Origin of the sequence: Stenotrophomonas sp. HMSC10F07 (genome assembly GCF_001807895.1) — a bacterium.
Taxonomy (GTDB): Bacteria; Pseudomonadota; Gammaproteobacteria; order Xanthomonadales; family Xanthomonadaceae; genus Stenotrophomonas; species Stenotrophomonas sepilia.
This window is the reverse complement of record NZ_KV791444.1, coordinates 1-21,530: the sequence shown is the minus strand read 5'-3', so window position 1 is coordinate 21,530 and position 21,530 is coordinate 1. Positions and strand designations below refer to the sequence as shown.

Genomic DNA, 21,530 nt, shown 5'->3' with positions numbered 1-21,530 from the left:
CCTGCGCGGCGGCTGAGCCTGCCGATGACGCGCCGGGCCTTTCGACCCGGCGCGACCGCCCGTTCAGAACCCGGTGCTGTAGCGCAGCGCCGCCTGGCGCGCGCCTTCGCCGCCGACGCGCTGGTCGAAGCCCAGGCTCAGGCGGCCGTTGCGGCCCCACCACGACTCCAGCGCCACGCCGAACAGCGCACTGCCGCGCGGCGCGTTCCAGCCCGCCAGTGGCGCCCATGCATCAACGCCGACGAAACTGGCCTGCCATTCCGCATCGGCACCATCGAGCCGCTGCTGCCATTCGGCATGCCCGCGCAGGGTCCAGCGCCCCCAGCCACGTTCGCCGCGGATACCGGCCAGCATTTGGCTGCGCTGTACGCGGTTGGCATCGCCACGCAGGCCGAAGCCGAACCCGCCCAGTTCGTTGAAGGCATCGGTATCCACGCGCGTGCTGCTGGCGCCCACGTAGGGTGTGAACGACGCACCCGCGCGGCCGAAACGATAGCCGCCTTCGACACTGGCACTGCTGAAACGTCCGCCGTAACGTGCAGAGACACCGTAGGCGCCGGCGCCCAGCAGCAACTGGCGATCCAGCGCCCGGGTGAACTGGCCGCTGCCGACCTGCGCCAGCGCATAGCCCCGGCCCAGGTTCCAGCCGGCATACAGCTGCGCCTGCGCCTGGCGATCACGCCCACGATCACCACCGACGCTGCTGCCACCATTGCTGCGGGTTTCGCCAAAGGCCACGCCCATCAGCCCATTGCTGCCCAGTGGCAGGTCCTGGCCGGCCATCCAACCGCGGCTGTCGGCGGCATTGCCGGCGAAACTGCCCTGCCCGGCTTCGCCGAGCGCGCTCTGCCAGGCCCCGCGCAGGCGCGGCGCCGCCTGCACGCGATCAAAGCGCTCGGCGATCGCGCGGCGTGACATGTCGATGCTGTCGAAGGTGGCCGACTCGGCCCGCGCATGCGCCTGTCCGGACAGGCTCTGCAAACTGGCCTCGAGGCCTTTGCTGCCACCGCCGGTCCACTGCAGCGCACCGGCGGCCGTACCGAAGGCCGAGCCCTGCAGCGTCGTATCGCCATCAAGTGCGCTGAACGCACTGTCCACGCGTTGCGCAGCCGACTGCGCCGAGGCCGTGAGCCCGGTCGCGGCCGCCGTGACGCTGACCTGGGTCAGGTTCAACCAAGCGTTGTTGCTGTCATAGCCATAGCTGCTCTGCAGCAGCGACAGGCCCTGCAGGCCGCTGGAGGTGGCCGGGCTGCTGAAGGTGCCGCTGAGGCCGGCGGCGGCGTGGATCAGGTCCTGGCGGCTGCCGTTCTGCGGCACATAGCCGGAGACGAAGCCGTGCACGCGCACGCCCCCGTTGATCGTGGCGTTGCCGGTGACCTGCAGCGCATTGGCACCGAGCGCGATCATCAGCTGCGCGCCGGCCTGCTGGGTGTAGTTGCCCTCGATGGTGCCGGTGGTGTTGCCGGTGGTCAGGAACACGCTGCTGCCGTTGACCACATTGCCGATCACGCGCGGCGTACCGCCATTGAACTGCAGGCCGGTTGAATCCGGATCGGGCTGCGCCAGGATCGTCACGTTGGAGCGGATCACGCTGCCGTTCTGCAGTGACAGGATGCCGCGCTCGATGCGGGTGGCACCGCTGTAGCTGTTGTTGCCCCCCAGCACCAGGGTTCCCCCGCCCTGCTTGACCAGGCCACCGCTGCCGACGATGTCATTGCTCCACAGCGAGCCACTCGATGGCGCATCGACATTGGCCACCACATCGCCCCAGTCGAAGCGCCCCGGCCCCTTGATCGCCCGCGAGATGTCGAGCAGGCCGTAGCCGAACACCGCATCCACGCCGGGCGCACCGATATCCTTGGCGGTGCCCAGCAGGGTCTGCCGCACCAGGTTGTTGTCGAAGTACGGGTAGCGCTGCCAGACCAGGGCGGCGGCGCCGGAAATCAGCGGGGCGGCGAAGGACGTGCCGTAGTTCCAGTAATAGCTGCCGCCGTTGGCATCGGGATAGACCGCGCTGCCCGGCGCCGCCAGGCAGTAGCGCGCAGCCTGGCCGCAGGCATTGGCGTAGCTGGCCAGCGTGCCCGGTGCATACGGATCCACCGCAGTGGCCACCAGCCAGCCGCGCTCCAGGTCGGCCGCCGGCAGCGAGCCGGCAACGCCCAGCTGGCTGGGCAGCGCGGCCAGGCTGCTCGGCTCAGGGCGCGCATCGTTGCCGGCCGCGAACACCACCAGGCCGCCATGGTTGATGACAAACGGCCGGTACTCGGCCGCCACCTGCGCGGTGGTCGGCAGGTCGGTCCAGTACAGGCCGCCCCACGAATTGTTCATCACCTTCACGTTGTAGCTGATCAGGTCCTGGTGGACCTGCGCCACGCCCAATGGGCCGCTGAAGGAATTGCCCTTGCCGCTGCCGTCATCGACGGGCGGCTTGTCGGCGATGATCCGCGCCGAAACGATCTGTGCGCCGGGGGCGATGCCGCCCGGCCAGGATCCCACCGAAGCACCCGCGGCAAGGCTGGCCACCGCCGTGCCGTGGCCCACCACGTCGTCCACCTGCAGGTTGTTGCGGGCGGGGTCGATGTAGTTGAGGTTGGCGACCACGCGCCCGTTCAGCGCCACTGCGTTGCGCTGCACGCCCGAATCGACGATGCCGATGCGCACCCCCTGCCCGGTCAGGCCGGCGGCCTGTGCGGCACGCGCATTGGTCACGGACAGGTGCGCGTCGAAGGCCGGCTCCTGCGGCTTGGCCGGAGGCGGTGTGGTCGGCGGGGGCGTGGTCGGGGGCGTCGGGGTGGTCGGGGGTGGATCGATGCGGACATTGCCGCCGCCTCCGCCGCCGCCACATGCCGTCAATGCCATCGCCAGCGCCGACGCCAGCGCCGACCTCACCATCATCGTGCGTTCCATCGATTCCTTCCCATGAACGTTGGCCTGCCTACATCCCGGCAGGCGTGCGGTGCCGCCCAGCGGCGGCCCTCCCCGACCCTCTATACTTGGGTCGACCCCCACGCAGTCTGCCGGGAAATCGCGGCGCTTCCAACGTCCTCGGTCTCCTTTCCGAACATTGCTTACGCATCAACGAGATTGCCATGTCCAACATCGTCATCGCCGCCGCCAAGCGCACCGCCATCGGCTCCTTCCTCGGCCAGTTCAACGGCGTGCCGACCCCGACCCTCGGCGCGGCCGCCATCGCGGCCGCCCTGGAACAGTCGGGCGTGCCGGCCAGCGACGTCTCTGAAGTCCTCATGGGCTGCGTGCTGCCGGCCAACCTCGGCCAGGCGCCCGCCCGCCAGGCGGCGATCGCCGCCGGCATTCCGCTGTCGACCGGTGCCACCACCCTCAACAAAGTGTGCGGCTCCGGCATGAAGACCATCATGCTCGGCCATGACCTGATCAAGGCCGGTTCGGCCAGCATCGTGGTTGCCGGTGGCATGGAATCGATGTCCAACGCCCCGCACCTGCTGCCCAACTCGCGTACGGGCAACCGCTTCGGCAACTTCCAGGCGATCGACCACATGGCCCACGACGGTCTGGTCAACGCCTACGACGGCAAGGCCATGGGTGAATTTGCCGAATGCGCCGTGGACAAGTACCAGTTCAGCCGCGAGGAACAGGACGCCTACGCGATCGAATCGGTCAAGCGCGCACAGGCCGCACAGGCCAATGGGGCATTCGCCGACGAGATCGTCGCGGTGAAGGTGGCCACCCGCAAGGGTGAGGTCGAGGTCGCCACCGACGAGCAACCCGGCCGCTCCGACATCGCCAAGATCCCGACCCTGCGCCCGGCCTTCAAGAAGGACGGCAGCGTCACCGCCGCCAGCTCCTCCAGCATCTCCGACGGCGCCGCTGCGGTGGTCCTGCTGACCGAGGAAGACGCCAACGCACGTGGCATTACCCCGCTGGCGCGCATCGTCGGCCACGCCACCCATTCGCAGGAACCGGAATGGTTCACCACCGCCCCGATCGGCGCGATCCACACACTGCTGGCCAAGACCGGATGGTCGCTGGACCAGATCGACCTGTTCGAAATCAATGAGGCCTTCGCCGTGGTGGCGATGGCACCGATGCGTGAACTGGGCATCCCGCACGACAAGCTCAACGTGAATGGCGGGGCCTGCGCACTGGGCCATCCCATCGGTGCCTCCGGTGCACGCCTGGTGGTGACCTTGGTCAACGCCCTGCGCACGCGCGGTGGCAAGCGCGGCATTGCCACCCTGTGCATCGGTGGTGGTGAAGCAACAGCCATCGCCATCGAATTGATTTAAAAAGATTTAACGACGATTTCGCAAAAATGAATGCGGGATCGCTTGACACCCAATCTTGGCTTGTCATCATGTTGTCGGCGCGCAGCATGCGCGTTGCCTAATTCTAACGACGAGGATTTACACAATGAGCATCAACAAGCTGCTGGTCGCGATGTCCCTGGCTCTGGCCCTGGCCGCCTGCTCGAAGCAGGAAGCTGCCCAGGACGCCGCTGCTTCGGCCAACGAAGCCGCCACCGAAGCCCAGGCTGCTGCCGACCAGGCCGCCGCTGCCGGCGCCCAGACCGCCGACGCTGCCCAGCAGGCTGCCAACACCGCCGCCACCGCTGCTGACGCTGCGACCGACGCTGCTGCCAGCACCGCTGCTGCCGCGACCGACGCTGCTGCTGGCGAAGCCAAGGACGCTGCCAAGGCTGCCGAAGCTACCGCTGAGCAGGCCAAGGACGCTGCTGAAGAAGCCAAGAAGTAATAACTTCTTTCTTCAGGCTGTTCTGGAAAAGCCGCTGGTTCGCCAGCGGCTTTTTCTTTGGCCTGCTGCCTGCGCGCACCTCGGATCGCGACCCCGTCTTCACAACGGCATGAATAGGCTGGCGTCCCCATCCATTGCAGTACCGGAGACCGCCATGAAGATTCGCCCGATCACCACCACGCTGCTGGCCGCCTCCCTGCTGCTGGCCCTGGCCGCCTGCAAGGGTCCGGAAGCCGAACAGGCCAAGCAGGACGCGCAGCAGGCCGCCGACAGCGCCGGCGCTGCCGCCCGTGACGCCGTGGACAGGGCCGCCGAAGCCACCCGCAACGCTGCCGACAAGACTGCTGCCGCTTCCGAGCAGGCCGCCGCCGATACCCAGCAGGCACTGGACAAGGCCGCAGACGCCACCGCAAACGCCGCAGACAAGGCCAAGGTTGCGGCCACCGACGCCGCTGCACATGCCAGCGACGCCACTGCGGACGCCGCACAGAAGGTTGCTGACAAGGCCCGTGATGTCGCCAATGACGCCAAGGCCAACGCCGCCAAGGAAGAAGCCAAGCACTAAGGCCTACCGGCAGCCGGGCATCGTCTCGGCGCTACAGGAAAAGCCGCGGCACTGCCGCGGCTTTTCTGCTTTTCGCTCTCTGCTCTTTCTGTTGATTCCGTGCTGGACGCGTACGGAAAGTGTCCAAGGCCGCGCGGGTAGGTTGCGCAGGGGCGTAAGCGCCATGGATGGCGCGCCCGAGCCTACAAGGACGTATTCACGGCGCCCCATGCGCGACCTACCCGCGCGGCCCACCCATCAGTATCAGCGGCCACCACGAGGGGCTTCGCCGTTGGCCGCCCTACGGCAGCGCGCGCGCCAGCATTGCCGACAGATCCACACCCGCCGGCAGCGTCCCGAACACCAGCCCATGCTGCCCTTCCAGCCGGCTGCACACGAACGCTTCAGCCATTGGACTGCCTGCCCGCAACATCAACGCTGCCTGCAACAGCAGCGCAGTGCGCTCGCAGAACAGCCTCGCCTGCGACTCATCCGGTGCCGGCGCCGCTGCCCAACGCTGCAGCGCCGCCGCGTAGCGCGCATCATGATCGGCCACCGCTGCCAGCTCGGCGCGCAGCGCCGCCAGTGCCTCCGGTTCACGTGCCAGCGCGCGCAGTACGTCCAGGCACTGGATGTTGCCACTGCCTTCCCAGATCGAATTCAACGGCGCCTGCCGGTACAGCCGCGGCAGCATCGATTCCTCCACATAGCCTGCGCCGCCGAGGCATTCCTGCGCTTCGTTGACGAAGGCCGGCGCGCGCTTGCACAGCCAGTACTTGCCCAGCGCCGTTCCCACCCGTGCCAGCGCAGCCTCGTTGGCATCCACGGCGGCGCGATCCACCGCGCGTGCGATGCGCATCGAAAGTACCGTGGCCGCTTCCGATTCCAGTGCCAGGTCGGCCAGCACATTGGTCATCAACGGGTGCTCGACCAGCAGCTTGCCGAAGATGCGGCGATGGCGTGCGTGGTGCAACGCCTGCGCCAACGCCATGCGCATTTCCGCCGCTGCGCCCAGCATGCAATCCAGGCGGGTCATCATCACCATGCCGATGATGGTGGCCACGCCACGCCCCTCCTCGCCCACCCGCCATGCCTGCGCGCCGCAGAACTCGACTTCGCTGGAGGCATTGGCCCAGTCGCCGAGCTTGTCCTTCAACCGCATCAACCGGAATGCGTTGCGGTCACCGTCGGCCAGCCGGCGCGGCATCAGCAGGCAGGTCAGTCCTCCCGGCGCCTGCGCCAGCACCAGGAAGCCATCGCACATCGGTGCGGAAAAGAACCACTTGTGGCCGACAAGGCGATAGCGCTCACCATCGATCGGTTCGGCGCGCGTACTGTTGGAGCGCACATCCGAGCCGCCCTGCTTCTCGGTCATGCCCATGCCCAGGGTGATGCCGGCCTTGTCAGCCACCGGCACGTCGCGCGCGTCATAGACCGGCGCTGCGGCCTTGCGTGCCCACTCGGCCAGATGCGGCTGCGCGTGCAGCACCGCTACTGCTGCATGGGTCATCGTCAACGGGCAACTGGTGCCGGCCTCGGCCTGGTGGTGCAGGTAGCTCAACACCGCACGCGCGACATGCGCGCCGGGTTGCGGTTCATGCCAGGACAAGCCGGCGACACCGTGCGATTTCGCCGTCTCCATCAACTGGTGATAGGCCGGGTGGAACTCCACCGTATCGATGCGATGACCCTGCGCATCATGCGTGCGCAGGCGTGGGCGATCGCGGTTGGCATCGAAGCCGAGCCGGTACAGCTCGTCGCCGGCCAGCGCGCCATAGACCGCCAGGCGTGGCGCGAAGCTGCCAGCGCCTTCGCGTTGCACGGCTTCCATCAGCGCCACGTCGTCAGTCCACAACTGGCGCCCCGCGAACGGTGGCGGCTGGTTCAACACCACATGGGTTTCGTAGGGCGCGTCGCTGCTGAAGCTTGGTCCACTCATCCGGTCCATCCTGGCGGCAAGAGGTATGCGGTCCGATTGTGCCGCATGACTTGCCAAGCCCGTGTTCAGGCCGGTTCTCACCGTCTGCACGAGCAGCAGGCCACAGTGATCGCATGGCAGCCAACGACGATCTGGTGGTGCTGCGCCCGGAAGGGCTGTACTGCGCCGCCGGCGATTTCCACATTGATCCCTGGCGACCGGTAGCGCGCGCGGTCATCACGCATGGCCACGGGGATCACGCCCGCCCGGGCATGGGCGAGTACCACTGCAGCGAAGGCAGCCTGCCGATCCTGCGCTGGCGCCTGGGCGATGTTCCGGTGCAGGCGCACGTCGAGGGCGTGCCGTTCCGCCTGGGCCGGGTACAGGTATCGCTGCATCCAGCCGGTCACGTCCTGGGATCTTCGCAGGTGCGCATCGACGACGGGCGGCAGGTCTGGGTCGCCTCCGGCGACTACAAGCGGCAGCCTGACCCAACCTGTGCGCCGTTCGAAGTGGTGCCCTGCGATACCTTCATCACCGAAGCCACCTTCGCCCTGCCGATCTACCGCTGGCCGGACACTTCGGCCGTCGCCGCCGAAATCGTGGCGTGGCGCCGCGAATGCGAACAACGCGGCGAGGCTGCGATCCTGCTGTGCTATGCGCTGGGCAAGGCACAGCGGGTGCTGGCAGAGCTGCGGCCACTGGACGATCGGCCGGCCTGGCTGCATGGCGCCATCGCCAATGGCGTGGCGGTGTACCGGCAGGCCGGCGTACCGATGCTGGAGACGCTCACCGTGGCCGAACAGGGCCGCCAGCCCGATGCCGCCGGCCAGTTGATCCTGGCCCCGCCCTCGGCTGCGGGCACGCCCTGGATGCGCCGCTTCGGCCGTCACCAGCTGGGCTTCGCCTCGGGCTGGATGCAACTGCGCGGCAACCGTCGCCGCCGCAACGTCGATCGAGGCTTCGTCATTTCCGACCACGCCGATTGGCCAGCACTGCTGCAGACGATCCAACAGACCGGCGCGCAGCGGGTGATCGCCACCCATGGCAATACCGATGCGTTGATTCCGTTCCTGCGCGAGCGCGGCGTGGCTGCCGAAGCCTTCCGTACCGATTTCGGGAGCGAGGAATGAAGTCCTTCGCAGCGCTCTACCAACGCCTGGACCGCAGCACTGCCACGCTGGACAAGCGCGCAGCGCTGGTCGACTACTTCCGCCAGGCAGGCGCACACGATGCGGCGTGGGCGCTGTACCTGCTCAGTGGTGGCAAGGTGGGCGGCGCGCGCAGGAAGATCGCCGCCAGTGGCGAACTGCGCGCGTGGATCGCCGAGCAATCAGGGTTGCCACCGTGGCTGGTGGAAGACAGCTATGCGCAGGTGGGTGACCTGGCCGAAACACTGACCCTGCTGTTGGACGACCCACCACACCCCTCGCCTGACCGGCCCCTGGCCGAATGGATCGAACAGCACCTGCTGGCGGTCGCCAACCAACCCGAGGCGGTGCGTCGCGCGGCGATCGTCGCCGGCTGGCAGCAACTGTGCAGCGGCGAACGCCTGGTATTCAACAAGCTGCTGACCGGCGCCCTGCGCGTTGGCGTGTCGCAGCGACTGGTGCAGCAGGCGCTGGCCGAGTGGTCCGGCCTGGACATCGCACGCATCGCCCAGCGCATGCTGGGCGAGTGGGTGCCCTCGCCCGGCGTTCTGGCCCAGCTGCTGTCGCCGGATGAATTGCCGCTGGACCGGCAGCAGCCCTATCCGTTCTTCCTGGCCTCGCCACTGGAGGGATCCCCTGCCGAACGACTCGGCCCGATCGATGACTGGCTGCTGGAATGGAAGTGGGATGGCATCCGCCTGCAGCTGCTGCGCCGGCGCGGCGAAGTCGCCTTGTGGTCACGCGGCGAAGAGCGGCTGGATGGCCGCTTCCCCGAGATCGAACAGGCAGCGATGGCGCTTCCCGATGGCTGCGTGCTGGACGGCGAGCTGCTGGCCTGGGACGAAGCCGCGGACCTGCCGCGTGCCTTCACTGCGCTGCAGACGCGCATCCAGCGCCGAAAACCCGGTGCGGCCACCCTGCGCAACACGCCGGTGCGGGTGCTCGCCTATGACCTGCTTGAACTCGATGGCGTAGACCTGCGCGAACGTCCGCTGCAGCAGCGGCGCGCGCGTCTCGCCGAGGTCGTCGGTGCACTGAGCGATGCACGGATCCAGCTCTCACCGGGCGTTGACGCCGACAACTGGCTCCAGGCGGCGGCAATGCGCGACGTGGCACGCGAACGGGGCGTGGAAGGACTGATGCTGAAACGGCATGCCTCGCCCTACCAGGCCGGACGCCGCCGCGGTGACTGGTGGAAATGGAAGGTCGATCCGCTCACCATCGATGCGGTGCTCCTGTACGCGCAGGCCGGCCATGGGCGGCGCAGCACGCTGTACACCGACTACACCTTCGGCGTCTGGGACGGCGACACGCTGGTACCGGTCGCCAAGGCCTATTCGGGCCTGGATGACAAGGAAATCCTCGCGCTTGATCGCTGGATCCGCGCCAACACCCGCGAGCGCTTCGGCCCAGTGCGCAGCGTTCGCACCGAACACGTCTTCGAGCTGGGCTTCGAGGCGGTCAACCGCAGCAGCCGGCACAAGTCGGGCATCGCCGTGCGTTTTCCGCGCATCCTGCGCTGGCGCCACGACAAGCCCGCCAGCGAAGCCGATCAGTTGGCCACGCTGCAGGCGTTGGCACGATGAACCGCAGCCAGGCACTGCGCCGGCTGGAAGACTGGTTCGCGTCCAGAGGCTGGCGCTCACTGCCGTTCCAGCGCGCGATGTGGCGTCACTATCTCGCCGGCGAATCCGGGCTGCTGCATACACCCACAGGCAGCGGCAAGACACTGGCGATGTTCGGCGGGCCACTGCTGCAGGCCATGATCGACCCGCCACCCTCCCCCCGCCGCGCCAGCGCGGTCCGCCCGCTGCAGGTGCTGTGGGTGACCCCCTTGCGCGCGTTGGCCAGCGACACCGCGCGCGCGCTGCAGACCGTGGTCGATGGGCTGGGGCTGGGTTGGCGTGTCGGCCTGCGCAGTGGTGACGCCAGCAACCGCGAGCGGCGCCAGGCGCGCGAGGGCCGCATCGACGTACTGGTGACCACGCCGGAATCACTGGCGCTGCTGCTGAGCTATCCGGATACGCTGCCGCGCATGCAGCGGCTGCGCTGCATGGTGGTGGACGAATGGCACGAACTGCTGGGCAACAAGCGCGGTGTGCTGCTGCAGTTGAACCTGGCAGTGTTGCGCCAGGCCGCGCCTGCATCGCAGCTGTGGGGACTGTCGGCCACGCTGGGCAATCTGGATGAGGCGCGCGATGTACTGCTGCCCGGGCAACCGGATGCACCGATCGTGCAGGGCGTACGCCCTCGCGCAGTGAGCGTGCGCAGCGTGCTGCCGGACCCTGGCGAACATTTCCCCTGGGCCGGGCATCTGGGCCTGGCGCAGCTGCCACGCGTGCTGGATGCACTGATGCAGGCACGCAGCAGCCTGCTGTTCACCAATACGCGCGCGCAAGCTGAATTGTGGCATCAGGCGCTGGCTGCAGTCTGGCCGGAAGAACCGGACACGCTTGCGCTGCACCACGGCTCGCTGGACCCGGTGCTGCGCCAGCAGGTGGAGGATGGCCTGCGCGCGGGCGCGCTGCGCTGCGTGGTTGCCACCTCCAGCCTCGACCTCGGCGTCGACTTCCCCGAGGTTGAGCAGGTACTGCAGCTGGGCAGCCCGAAGGGCGTGGCGCGACTGCGCCAGCGCGCCGGACGCGCACGGCACCGCCCGGGTGCCAGCGGTTCCATCCTGTGCGTGCCCAGCCATGCGCTGGAACTGGCCGAGTACGCCGCCGTGCGCCGTGCGTTGGCCGGGAACGTGGTCGAAGCGCGCAGGCCGCCGACGCTGCCGCTGGATGTGCTGGCCCAGCATGCGGTCAGCCGCGCCCTGGCGGGCGGCTTCGACAGCGCCGACCTGCTGGCGCAGGTGCGGCGTACCCATGCCTTCGCGTCGCTCGGCGACGACCAGTGGCAGGCCGTGCTCACATTCGTCGTGCAGGGTGGCCAAGCGCTGGCCCAGTACCCCGATTTCCACAAGGTCGTGCGTGATGCCGATGGGTGGTACCGCATGCACGACCGTCGCCAGGCGCTGCGTCATCGGCTGTCGATCGGCACCATCAGCAGCGATGGCAGCGTGCGCGTGCAGTTCCTGCGCGGCGGCAGCCTGGGCGCCGTGGAGGAACAGTTCGCCAGCCGCCTGCGCCGTGGCGACCGCTTCCAGTTCGCCGGGCGCCTGCTGGAGCTGGTGCAGCTGCGCGACATGACTGCCTTCGTCCGGTTGGCACGAGGACGCGGTGAGGGGATCGTGCCGCGCTGGCAGGGCGGCCAGTTGCCGCTGTCGATGCCGCTGGGCCGCGAGCTGGAGTGGGTACTGTCCGGTGCTGACGACAGCGCCGAGTCACGCTGGCTGTCACCCCTGCTGGCACTGCAGCAGCGGTTGTCGGCGCTTCCCGGCCCAGCCCATCTGCTGGTGGAGGATGTGCGTCGTCGCGAAGGCCAGTTCCTGTTCGTCTATCCCTTTGCCGGCCGCCACGTGCATGAGGCGCTCGCCGCCCTGCTGGCGCTGCGCTGTACCCGCCGGCAGCGCAACAGCATCGGCTATGCGGTGAACGATCACGGCCTGGTGCTGGCACCGGCACAGGCCATCGATCTGGATGCGGCGCAATGGCGGGCGCTGTTCTCCACCGATCAGCTGCTGGATGATCTGCGTGCTGCGGTGAACCTGGGCGAGCTGGCGCGTCGCCAGTTCCGCGGCATCGCACGCGTCGCCGGCCTGCTGGTCCCCAGCCTGCCCGGTGGCATGCCACGGGCACTGCGCCAGCTGCAGGCATCCGCGGGACTGCTCTACGACGTACTGCGCGAGCACGACCCGGATCACCTGCTGCTGGCGCTGGCGGAACAGGAAGTGCTGAATGACAGCCTCGACATGCCAGGGCTGCAACAGGTACTGGCCAGGATTCGGATGCAGACCCTCTCGGTGCAGCGCCCGGCGTCACTCACGCCGTTGGGTTTCCCGCTGTGGGCCGAACGCCTGCGCGGGCAGTTCAGCAACGAAGACTGGCGTACCCGGGTGCAACGCGCGGCCCAGCAGCTGGAGCGTCGGCATGGCCGATGAACTGCCGCTGCTGCGCGCAGGCGAGTCGCTGGTTCTGCTTGGCGCGCGTGCACTGTACTGGCCCGCGCGGCAGGCACTGCTGCTCGCCGACCTGCACCTGGGCAAGGCCGATGTATTCCGCCGCGCAGGCATCGCGCTGCCCAGCGGCGGTACCGGCAAGGACCTGCAACGCCTGCAGGGGCTGCTGGACAGGCATGCCTGCCGCGAGCTGTGGATCCTGGGCGACATCCTGCATGGCCCGGCGCATCGCGCTGCGTGGTACCAGCAATGGTTGGCATGGCGCGAACGCAATGCCGCACTGGACGTGCATGTCCTGCGCGGAAATCATGACCGGCAGCTGCCGCATGCCGAGCTGCAGGTGCAGATACACGACGAGGTACGGTTGCCACCGTTCCTGCTTCGGCATGAGCCGGTGCCCGATGCGGAGCTGCATGTGATCGCCGGGCATCTGCACCCACAGATCGCTTTGCCTGCGTTGCGACGGCGCTTCCCCGCATTCTGGCTGCGTGACAGGATGACGCTCCTGCCGGCCTTCTCCGCGTTCACCGCCGGAATCGTTCCTGTTCCCGCTGCCGGCGAGCAGATGGTCGCCTGCGTGGACAACGGCCTGGTGGTGCTGCCCCTGGCTTGAATCAGGCCGGACGGATATCCAGCTGCGGCATCAGCTGGAACTCAGGCGTGTCCTCTTCCCGGCGCCGCGGCAGGGCCTGGATCGCCGCCAGCATCTCCTGCGCACAGGTGCGGATGCGCGTGTGGTGCTCCGGCGACGCATGACTGATCAGGCTGCCGACATGGAACTCGAACACGTCCTCCAGTACGTCGGGCTGGTCCTCGTGCAGCATCTGCAACAGACCGCGCAGCTTGCAGATTTCCGATTCCAGCTCCTCGACCGCGAACAACATGGCATCCTCCTCTTCGACAACAGGCGGCACATCCGGGCCGCAACAGGCGGCGACGGCAGCGCCTCCCGGGCCACGCGCGATGTTGATCACGGAAAGGAAAACGGGCGACGCGCAATCGCGTGCAACCTACTTCTCGCATATGCGCGGTGAGGCAACCGTTAATTCACGTGACGACGCGTTTCACGCAGTGGCCGTGATCGCGTTGATGCGAGGCACCTGCGCCGCAGTGGCCAGCGCGTCGACGAAAGCCGGATCCAACGCGAGCGAACCGAACCAGCCATGCTGGGTACCGCTGAGCACACGCAGCATGTGACCACGCCCACCCGGCAGGCGCCCCATCGGGCCGAGCAGTACGTCGCGCGCTTTGGCCCAGGCATCGCGATCGGACTGGAACAGCGGCGTCAGCCAACGGCTCCAGCGCTGGTAGACCGCAACGTGCGCCCTGCGCTGCGCCTGGTAGGCCTGCAATGCCGCGGCACCGCCACCATGCGCGCGCAAGGCATCGCGCAGCGCCAGCGCATCGAGCAGCGCCATGTTCACGCCCTGGCCCAGCTGTGGGCTCATCGCATGCGCGGCATCGCCGGCCAGCACCATGCGGCCGTGATACCAGCGCGTCATCACCGCGTCGCGGTAGACGGCCCGTGCCAGCTGGCCGGCGTCACGCAGATGCGCGAAGCGTGCACTGGCCTGCGGCCACAGCGCATGCAGTTCGTCCAGCCAGGGCGTCATGCCGTCGGCCTGCCAACGTTCGAAATCGTCGCGTGGCAGGCTCCAGAAAAAGCTCAGGCGCGGCGTGTCATCACCGGGCCGCGTACCGACCGGCAACAGCCCGATCATCTTGCGTGCGGCCACGTAGCGCTGCCGCAGCTCCTGCAGGTGTGGCCAGTCTTCGGCTGGCAACAGGCACCACAGCGCACCCCACGGATACACGCGATCCAATCCGTTACCGTCTTTGAGCGTGCCGCGCAGCGTCGAGGCCGCACCATCGGCGGCCACCACGAGGTCGAACGCACCGTGCAGGCGCCCTTCGCTGTCACGCAGGCGGCCCTGCTCGGCATCCACTGCAGCGATGCTGACGCCGGCATGCAGCTGGCCCGCACCAGCACGCGCATCATCCAGCAACGAAAACAGGGCGCCGCGCTGCATGCCAAGGCCGTGCAGGCGCGCGTCCAGGCCGGCGTAGCGCATGTCCATCACTGCGCGTTCGCACGGCGTATCGCCGTACAGGCGATGCACCGGCGCGGCATGCGCGCGCACGGCGTCAAGCAGGCCCATCTGCCACAGCACCTGCAGGCCGCTGGGCTGCAGCAGGAAACCGGCGCCAACCGGTCCCGGCGTGGGCACACGTTCGAAGATCTCCACCTCGTGGCCATCACGGGAGAGCAGGATGGACAATGCCTGTCCAGCGGTGCCGTAGCCGATCACGGCGATGCGCAGTCGTTCCTTCATGGGCGCATTGTGCCCGAGCGCAAATCCGGATGCCCAGCGGGGCCTCCGCCCACGGCAGCGCAATTCTTGTCGCAGCGCAAAAAAAACCCCGCCGGAGCGGGGTTTTCAACGCACTGTCGAGCGGATCACTCGGCCGGCGTGATGTTCGAAGCCTGGGCGCCCTTCGGGCCCTGGGTCACGTCATAGGTGACACGCTGGCCTTCCTGCAGGCTGCGGAAGCCCTTGGAGTTGATGGCGGAGAAGTGCGCGAACACGTCGGCGCTGCCATCCTCCGGCGAGATGAAGCCAAATCCCTTGGCGTCGTTGAACCACTTGACGGTACCGTTCGGCATGGTGATGCGAGACCTTATGCAATGAATGGGTGGTGTACGCTGAACCCGCGCACAAGCTGAGTATGCAAAGCTTGCTCGGGGAAGACAATCACCCCCGCGCCAATTCGCCCACCAGTTCCGGAAGTCCGTTGCTGGCCGCCTGCACATTGGCCAGCACTTCGGCCATCGTAATCTCCTCGCCATCACCGCAGCCGGCGGCCCAGTTGGCGATGATCGCCAGGCAGGCATAATCCAGCCCCAGCTCCCGCGCCAGTGCGGCTTCCGGCATGCCGGTCATGCCCACCAGATCGCAACCGTCGCGGCGCATGCGGGCGATTTCGGCGATGGTTTCCAGGCGCGGGCCCTGCGTTGCGCCATAGCAGCCACCGTCATGGACCGTGACACCGGTCACTTTGGCTGCCGCCAGGATCTTGCTGCGCAGCATCGGCGTGTACGGATGGCCGAAATCGACGTGGACGACGTCGGAGCCTTCTTCTTCACAGATCGTGCTGATGCGGCCCCAGGTGTAGTCGATGATCTGGTCCGGGCAGGCGAGCACGCGCGGACCGAAGTTCTCGGTGATGCCACCCACGGTGTTCAATGCCAGCACCCGCTGCGCGCCCAGCTGCTGCAGCGCAGCCAGGTTGGCGCGGTAGTTGATCTTGTGCGGCGGCAGCGAATGCCCCTCGCCATGCCGCGCCAGGAACGCCACGCGATGGCCGAGCAGCGTGCCCACGCGCACCGGGCCCGATGGGCGGCCGAAGCGGGTGTCGACCTCGTGGGTCTGCACGTCGTCAAGCTTGGCCAGGTTGTAGACACCGGTACCGCCGATCACGGCCAGGGCGATCTGTTGCATTGGAAGCACTCCATGAAAAGACGAACGCCGGCACCCGAGGATGCCGGCGATGGAAAAGACGCGCCGCGGGCGGCCGCGCCGTTATTCCTTCATTGCGTAGATGGCCGGCACGCAGCGCAGGGTCTCGTTGACGTCCATGCCGAAGCCGAACACGTAGCGGTCCGGCAGCTCGATGCCCGCGTAGTCGGCGGTCACATCGGGCAGCGCACGGTCGTGCTTCTTCACGGTCATCGCAGCGATGCGCACATCGGTCGCGCCCTGTTCCAGGCACCAGGTGCGAACGCCCTGCAGGGTGTAGCCCTCGTCGAGGATGTCGTCGACCAGCAGCACGCGGCGGCCGAACAGCGAGGTGGCCGGCTTGTGCTTCCAGACCAGGTCGCCGCCGGTGGTTTCACCGCGGTAACGGGTAGCGTGCAGGTAATCGAACTGCACGTCCTGGCCGCGCGCGCCCAGTTCCAGCGCCAGCTGGCCGGCGAACGGCAGCGCACCATGCATGATCGACAGGAACAACGGCACCTCGCCCTCGTAATCGCGCGCGATGGCGTCGGCGATAGCAGCGATGGCCTTGTCGATGGTGGGGCGGTCGACCAGCAGGTCAGCCTGGGCCAGGGCCTGGGAAATGGTGAGGTTGGGCATCAGACGGTTCTTCCAAGGGTTTCAAGCAGACGGGATTGGGTGTCGCCATGGCGGGCATCGGCCAGCAGGCCGTCCCAGCCGAGCGCGCCGCGGCCGAGCAGGCCCAGCAGCGCAGCAGTATTGAGAGAGCGTCCCTGCACCGCATGCAGGGCTTCATCGACCAGTTCCGGATGGCAGACCAGCACCACGTCGCAACCGGCGTCCAGGTGCGCGTGCACGCGTGCCGGCACGCCGCCGGCGCTGTGCGAGGCGGCCATGCCGATGTCATCGGAGAACACCACGCCGCGGAAGCCGAGTTCGCCGCGCAGGACGTCCTGGATCCAGCGTGGGGAATAGCCGGCGGGCTCCGCTGCCACCTGCGGATAGATCACGTGCGCCATCATCACCGCATCGGCACCGGCGGCGATGCCGGCCTGGAACGGCACCAGGTCCTGCGCGCGCAGCTCGTCCAGCGCACGCGGGTCGATCGCGGTATCGACGTGGGTGTCTTCCAGCACGGTGCCGTGACCAGGAAAATGCTTGAGCGTGGCGGCCATGCCGACCGCGTGCATGCCGCGCACATAGGCTGCAGTGAACGCGGCCACGACCTGCGGGTCTTCACTGAAGGCGCGGTTGCCGATGGCGCGGTTGCCGCGGCCAAGGTCGACCACCGGGGCGAAGCTGAGATCCAGGCCGCTGGCGCGGACTTCACTGGCCATCAGCCAGGCATGCTGCTCGGCCAGCGCCAGGGCCCGCTGCGGGTCGGTGGCGTACAGGGCACCAATGTCCTGCAGCGGCGGAAGATCGCTGTAACCCTCGCGGAAGCGCTGCACACGGCCGCCTTCCTGGTCCACGCAGATCAGCTGCGGGCGCGGGGCAGCGGCACGGATGGCCGCGCTCAGATCGGTCACCTGCTGGCGCGAGGCGAAGTTGCGCTTGAACAGCACTATTCCGGCCACGGCGTCGTGCTGCAGCCAGTCACGTTCCTGGGCGGTCAGTTCGGTGCCGGCAACGCCGATCAGCAGCATGGTCGATCTCCACAACGCGCGCCCGCATGGCGCAGTGCCGCATTGTCGCAGAACCGGCCGACAGGCGCAGTGGTCAGAAAAAGGGGACGGAGGGGATTAAGGCGCAATCGGCCCCAAGGGGCTGGATACGTCTTAATCCCCTCCGTCCCCTTTTGAGGAGCCGGTCAGACCTTGCAGCTGTCCGGGCCGCAGGCCTCGTCGCCGTCAGCCGGGGTAGCCGGGGCGCCCTGTTCTGCCGCGATCTGCCGCAGGGCCTGGGCGAACGCCTCGGGTGGCTGCGCCCCGGAAATCGCCCACTTCCCATCGATCACGAAGGTCGGCACCGACGAAATGCCCAGTGCATGGGCCTGCGCCAGCTTGGCTTCGACCTCGGCCAGGCCGCGGTCGGAGGCCAGCATCTGCGCGATTTCACCCCCGTCCAGGCCGCCCGCCACGCCGGCCTTCACCAGTACAGCGTTGTCGGCCAGGTTCTGGCCATGTTCGAAGTGGGCGCGGAACAGCGCTTCACCCACCGCATCCTGCACGCCATGCTGGCCGGCCAGCCACAACACCCGATGCGCCGGCAGTGTGGTCACCCGCACCTGGCCCTGGTTGAAATCCATCGGCAGCCCCTCCGCGCGCGCGGTGGTCTGGGTCTGGCCGAGGATCTGCTCGGTGCGCTCGACGCCCCCGAACTTGCGCGCATAGGCCTCGCGCAGCGGCACCGGGGTGTCGTCCGCATCCGGGTCCAGCTGGAACGGCTGCCAGTGGATATCGAGTTCAGGCGCATTGGCGCCCAGCAACTGCACGCCCTGCTGGAAACGATGCTTGCCGATCCAGCACCAGGGGCAGACCACGTCGGAGTAGATGTCGATTCTCATGTCCACGACATGGGGACCGCCTTCCTCGATAAAAGGGGACGGAGGGGATTAAGTCGCTTTCCGCACAGGCGGGGTAAAGACGACTTAATCCCCTCCGTCCCCTTTTTGGGGGTTCACCACTGTGAATACGGGCGGCTGGCCAGGGCAACGTTGTAGTAGCGGGCGTCATCGGTCACTTCGGCGCCGACCCAGTCCGGCAGGTCGATGGCCTGATCGGCGCTTTCCAGTTCGACTTCGGCCACCACCAGACCGGCGTTGTCACCGAGGAATTCGTCCACTTCCCAGGTCAGGCCGGCGTGTTCGACCAGATGGCGGCGCTTGTCGATCAGGCCGCCGACACACAGCGCCAGCAGTGCGCGCGCGTCCTCCACCGGGATCGGGTAGTCGAACTCCTGCCGGGTATGGCCGAGGGTGCGCGACTTCAGGTTCAGCGCGGCGTGGTCGCCTTCGATGCGTACGCGCACCGAGGCGTTCTGGGTGCCGCGGTCGAGCGCGCCCATGTCGTTGATGTAGCCCTGCGCCATCGGGATCACCCGATGCGCGGCGGTGCGCCAGCCATCGCTGCTGACCAGGAATTTGCGTTCGATTTCGATGCCCATGGCGCAATTATGCGCCACGGGTGATGACCGCTGCTCAGCGCTTTTCGAATACCGCGATGCTTTCCACGTGCGCGGTGTGCGGGAACATGTCCATGGCACCGGCGCTGACCAGGGTGAAGCCCTGTTCGTTGACCAGATAGCCGGCATCGCGCGCCAGCGAGCCCGGGTGGCAGCTGACGTAGACGATGCGCTTGAACTGCTTCAGCGGCAGCTGCTGCAGCACTTCGATCGCGCCGGAGCGCGGCGGATCCAGCAGCAGCTTGTCGAAGCCCTGGCGCATCCACGTCGTGCTGCGCTGGTCCTGGGTCAGGTCGGCGCTGAAGAACTGCGCGTTCGCCAGGCCGTTGCGCTCCGCGTTCTCACGCGCACGCGCGACGAGGCCGGCATCGCCTTCCACACCCACCACTTCACGCACACGGCGGGCCAACGGCAGGGTGAAGTTGCCCAGGCCGCAGAACAGGTCCAGCACGCGCTCGTCCTCACCCGGCTGCAGCAGGTCCAGGGCGTGGGCGATCATCTTCTCGTTGAGCTTGGCATTGACCTGGATGAAATCCAGCGGGCGGAACGCCAGCTCGACATCCCACGGCGCCAGCCGGAACGACAGCGCCACGCCCTGCCCGTCCAGCGGCTGCACGGTGTCCACGCCACCGGACTGCAGGTAGATCACGAAGCCATGCTGCTGGCCGAAGGCGGCCCAGGCCGCGCGGTCGGCATCGCTGAGTGGCTGCAGGTGGCGCACGGTCAGGACCACGGCCTGGTCACCGGCGATGAATTCGATCTGAGGGATGTCACGCTTGCCATCGAGCGTTTCGATGAAGGTGGACAACGCCTCGACCTTGGTGCCGATCTCCGGAATCACGGTCAGGCACTGGCTGAGGTCGGCGACGAAACGCGGATCCTGTTCACGGAAGCCAACCAGGGTCTTGTCCTTCTTCTCGACCCGGCGCACCGAGAAGCGGCCCTTGCGGCGGTAGCCCCAGCTCTCGCCGACCAGCGGCGCAAGCACGGTGCCCGGCTTCACATGGCCAATCCGCTCCAGGTTATCCATCAGCACGCGCTGCTTGGCGACGATCTGCTGGTCTTCGTCCAGGTGCTGCAGCACGCAGCCGGCGCAGGTACCGAAATGGGGGCACTTGGGGATCACCCGCTGCGGCGAGGCCTGCAGCACCTCCAGCGTGCGCGCCTCGTCGAAATGGCGGCTGCGGGCAGTCTGTTCAGCCATCACCACCTCACCGGGCAGGGCGCCGCTGACGAAGGTGACCTTGCCGCCCTCGCCTTCACGGCGGGCGACACCGCGACCATCATGGCTGAGGTCGAGGATCTCGGTCTGGAACGGGGTACGGTCGGTGCGGGAGCGGGATCGGGCCACGTGGCAACAGGCTGCGGGCAAAAATGGGGGCGTATTGTCGCAGATCCTGACCGATGGGGCCCGGACCCGCTTGCGCCCGTGGCCGCCGTGCTTGATGATTGGGACAGCTGACATGGAGGCAGCCCTGATGCAGATGACCCCGCGGGCCGCACGGCCCCGCTTCCTGCTTGTCGAGGACGACATCATCAGCCGCGGTTTTTTCAAGGCGGCGTTGGAAACGTTACCGGCGGACGTGGACACCGCAGATTCACTGGCCAGTGCCCTGGCCAGTGCCGAGCCCGGCTCGCATGACCTGTGGCTGATCGACGTCAACCTGCCGGACGGCAATGGCGCGCAGCTGTTGCGTGAGTTGCGCCGTTCACATCCCGACACGCCGGCGCTGGCACATACCGCCGACGGCGATGCCTCCATTCACGCCCGCCTGCGCGAAGCTGGTTTCAGCGACACCCTGGTCAAGCCACTGGGCCGCGACCAGCTGCTGAAGGCCGTGCGCCGAGCGCTGGTCAACAGCCCGGCGGGGATCTTCGTGGCACAGGCCCCGGCCGCGGTCGAACTGGCCGTACAGGACTGGGACGAGACCGCAGCCCTGGCCGCGCTCAATGGCCAGCGCAACCACCTGATCGCCCTGCGCGAGCTGTTCCTGGCCGAGTTGCCGGGCGTGCGCGACGCGGTCGAGCAGGCGGTCGACCAGCACGACGAGCGCCAGTTGCGCAGCCAGTTGCACCGATTGCAGGCCAGCTGTGGCTTCGTGGGGGCGGCACGGTTGGGACGGGCGGTGCGCCAGCTGCATCATGCGCCCGAGTCCGGGCAGGCCCAGGCGGGGTTCCGCGACGCGGTGGCAGCGCTCCTGCACTGAGGGGTGGTTCGGCAGGGCTTGCAGCCCTGCACCTGCCTCAAGCCAGAGCAACAGCCGAAGCAACGGCAACAGTGGGCATCCCGTGGGATGGCGGGGCACTGTGCGTATGCGGGGACGGCGCGAGTACGTCCATGTAGCCTTGGTCGCGCCATCCATGGCGCTCACACCCCGCAAACCCACAGTGCCCCGCCTTCGACAGTTGACCGGTGGCCAGTAGATCCACGCCATGCGTGGATGAATCTCTGTCAGATATCGAAATTCAAACTGGGGTCAGATCCGTTTTCCTTCGGAAAACGGAT

At 67.7% G+C, this 21,530-nt stretch carries 19 protein-coding genes; 8 read left to right on the top strand and 11 right to left on the bottom strand.

Annotated features, from left to right (window positions below):
* Positions 1-63: 63 nt before the first annotated feature.
* The gene (locus tag HMPREF3114_RS17735; protein WP_053499388.1) at positions 64-2,907 is read right to left on the bottom strand and encodes an autotransporter serine protease; all 2,844 of its coding nucleotides are present in this window, start codon (positions 2,905-2,907) and stop codon (positions 64-66) included.
* A 182-nt stretch (positions 2,908-3,089) separates the two neighbouring features.
* Between HMPREF3114_RS17735 and HMPREF3114_RS17730 the strand changes: the two genes are divergently transcribed.
* The 3 genes from HMPREF3114_RS17730 to HMPREF3114_RS17720 all read left to right on the top strand — a co-directional run bounded on the left by HMPREF3114_RS17730 (position 3,090) and on the right by HMPREF3114_RS17720 (position 5,296).
* The gene (locus tag HMPREF3114_RS17730; RefSeq protein ID WP_005418201.1) at positions 3,090-4,265 is read left to right on the top strand and encodes a thiolase family protein; all 1,176 of its coding nucleotides are present in this window, start codon (positions 3,090-3,092) and stop codon (positions 4,263-4,265) included.
* Between the two features lie 124 nt (positions 4,266-4,389).
* Positions 4,390-4,731 (top strand): hypothetical protein, encoded by a 342-nt coding sequence (locus HMPREF3114_RS17725; protein ID WP_049413058.1) that lies wholly within the window; start codon positions 4,390-4,392, stop codon positions 4,729-4,731.
* A gap of 154 nt (positions 4,732-4,885) precedes the next feature.
* Complete coding sequence (locus tag HMPREF3114_RS17720) at positions 4,886-5,296, top strand: hypothetical protein (protein ID WP_005418205.1); 411 nt, start codon at positions 4,886-4,888, stop codon at positions 5,294-5,296.
* A gap of 280 nt (positions 5,297-5,576) precedes the next feature.
* Here the strand turns inward: HMPREF3114_RS17720 and HMPREF3114_RS17715 are convergent, their stop codons facing one another.
* Positions 5,577-7,214, bottom strand: coding sequence for an acyl-CoA dehydrogenase family protein (locus tag HMPREF3114_RS17715; protein ID WP_053500357.1), 1,638 nt, complete (start codon positions 7,212-7,214; stop codon positions 5,577-5,579).
* A 113-nt stretch (positions 7,215-7,327) separates the two neighbouring features.
* Here HMPREF3114_RS17715 and HMPREF3114_RS17710 point away from each other — a divergent pair, with 113 nt between their 5' ends.
* From HMPREF3114_RS17710 to pdeM, 4 genes are read left to right on the top strand one after another with little or no spacing between them, the layout of a single operon-like run.
* Entirely contained in the window at positions 7,328-8,326 is a 999-nt protein-coding gene (locus HMPREF3114_RS17710; RefSeq protein WP_005418210.1) for a ligase-associated DNA damage response exonuclease, read from the top strand.
* Positions 8,323-9,930 (top strand): ATP-dependent DNA ligase, encoded by a 1,608-nt coding sequence (locus HMPREF3114_RS17705; RefSeq protein ID WP_053500355.1) that lies wholly within the window; start codon positions 8,323-8,325, stop codon positions 9,928-9,930. The genes HMPREF3114_RS17710 and HMPREF3114_RS17705 overlap by 4 nt, the downstream gene beginning before the upstream one ends.
* Positions 9,927-12,386 (top strand): ligase-associated DNA damage response DEXH box helicase, encoded by a 2,460-nt coding sequence (locus tag HMPREF3114_RS17700; protein WP_053500353.1) that lies wholly within the window; start codon positions 9,927-9,929, stop codon positions 12,384-12,386. Before HMPREF3114_RS17705 ends, HMPREF3114_RS17700 begins: the two co-directional genes overlap by 4 nt.
* Positions 12,376-13,017 carry a ligase-associated DNA damage response endonuclease PdeM gene (gene pdeM, locus HMPREF3114_RS17695; RefSeq protein WP_053500351.1) on the top strand — a complete coding sequence of 214 codons (642 nt, stop codon included), beginning with the start codon at positions 12,376-12,378 and terminating at the stop codon, positions 13,015-13,017. Before HMPREF3114_RS17700 ends, pdeM begins: the two co-directional genes overlap by 11 nt.
* Position 13,018: 1 nt before the next feature.
* Here the strand turns inward: pdeM and HMPREF3114_RS17690 are convergent, their stop codons facing one another.
* From HMPREF3114_RS17690 to rlmD, 9 genes are all read right to left on the bottom strand, one after another.
* Positions 13,019-13,288 (bottom strand): hypothetical protein, encoded by a 270-nt coding sequence (locus HMPREF3114_RS17690; RefSeq protein ID WP_053500349.1) that lies wholly within the window; start codon positions 13,286-13,288, stop codon positions 13,019-13,021.
* A gap of 180 nt (positions 13,289-13,468) precedes the next feature.
* The gene (locus HMPREF3114_RS17685) at positions 13,469-14,737 is read right to left on the bottom strand and encodes an FAD-dependent oxidoreductase (protein WP_053500347.1); all 1,269 of its coding nucleotides are present in this window, start codon (positions 14,735-14,737) and stop codon (positions 13,469-13,471) included.
* A 125-nt stretch (positions 14,738-14,862) separates the two neighbouring features.
* Positions 14,863-15,069: a cold-shock protein gene (locus HMPREF3114_RS17680; protein WP_005410590.1), complete on the bottom strand. Its 207-nt coding sequence runs from the start codon at positions 15,067-15,069 to the stop codon at positions 14,863-14,865.
* A gap of 88 nt (positions 15,070-15,157) precedes the next feature.
* Positions 15,158-15,904: an S-methyl-5'-thioinosine phosphorylase gene (locus HMPREF3114_RS17675; RefSeq protein WP_005418222.1), complete on the bottom strand. Its 747-nt coding sequence runs from the start codon at positions 15,902-15,904 to the stop codon at positions 15,158-15,160.
* An 81-nt stretch (positions 15,905-15,985) separates the two neighbouring features.
* Complete coding sequence (locus HMPREF3114_RS17670) at positions 15,986-16,540, bottom strand: hypoxanthine-guanine phosphoribosyltransferase (RefSeq protein WP_053500345.1); 555 nt, start codon at positions 16,538-16,540, stop codon at positions 15,986-15,988.
* Positions 16,540-17,547, bottom strand: coding sequence for a beta-N-acetylhexosaminidase (gene nagZ / locus HMPREF3114_RS17665; protein ID WP_053500343.1), 1,008 nt, complete (start codon positions 17,545-17,547; stop codon positions 16,540-16,542). The genes HMPREF3114_RS17670 and nagZ overlap by 1 nt, the downstream gene beginning before the upstream one ends.
* Before the next feature lie 164 nt (positions 17,548-17,711).
* Entirely contained in the window at positions 17,712-18,407 is a 696-nt protein-coding gene (locus HMPREF3114_RS17660) for a DsbA family oxidoreductase (RefSeq protein WP_053500341.1), read from the bottom strand.
* 113 nt (positions 18,408-18,520) lie between these two features.
* Entirely contained in the window at positions 18,521-19,006 is a 486-nt protein-coding gene (locus tag HMPREF3114_RS17655) for a CYTH domain-containing protein (protein WP_053500339.1), read from the bottom strand.
* A gap of 34 nt (positions 19,007-19,040) precedes the next feature.
* Positions 19,041-20,375, bottom strand: coding sequence for a 23S rRNA (uracil(1939)-C(5))-methyltransferase RlmD (gene rlmD / locus HMPREF3114_RS17650; protein ID WP_005418227.1), 1,335 nt, complete (start codon positions 20,373-20,375; stop codon positions 19,041-19,043).
* A 127-nt stretch (positions 20,376-20,502) separates the two neighbouring features.
* Between rlmD and HMPREF3114_RS17645 the strand changes: the two genes are divergently transcribed.
* Complete coding sequence (locus HMPREF3114_RS17645) at positions 20,503-21,231, top strand: response regulator (protein ID WP_005418228.1); 729 nt, start codon at positions 20,503-20,505, stop codon at positions 21,229-21,231.
* Positions 21,232-21,530 lie beyond the last annotated feature (299 nt).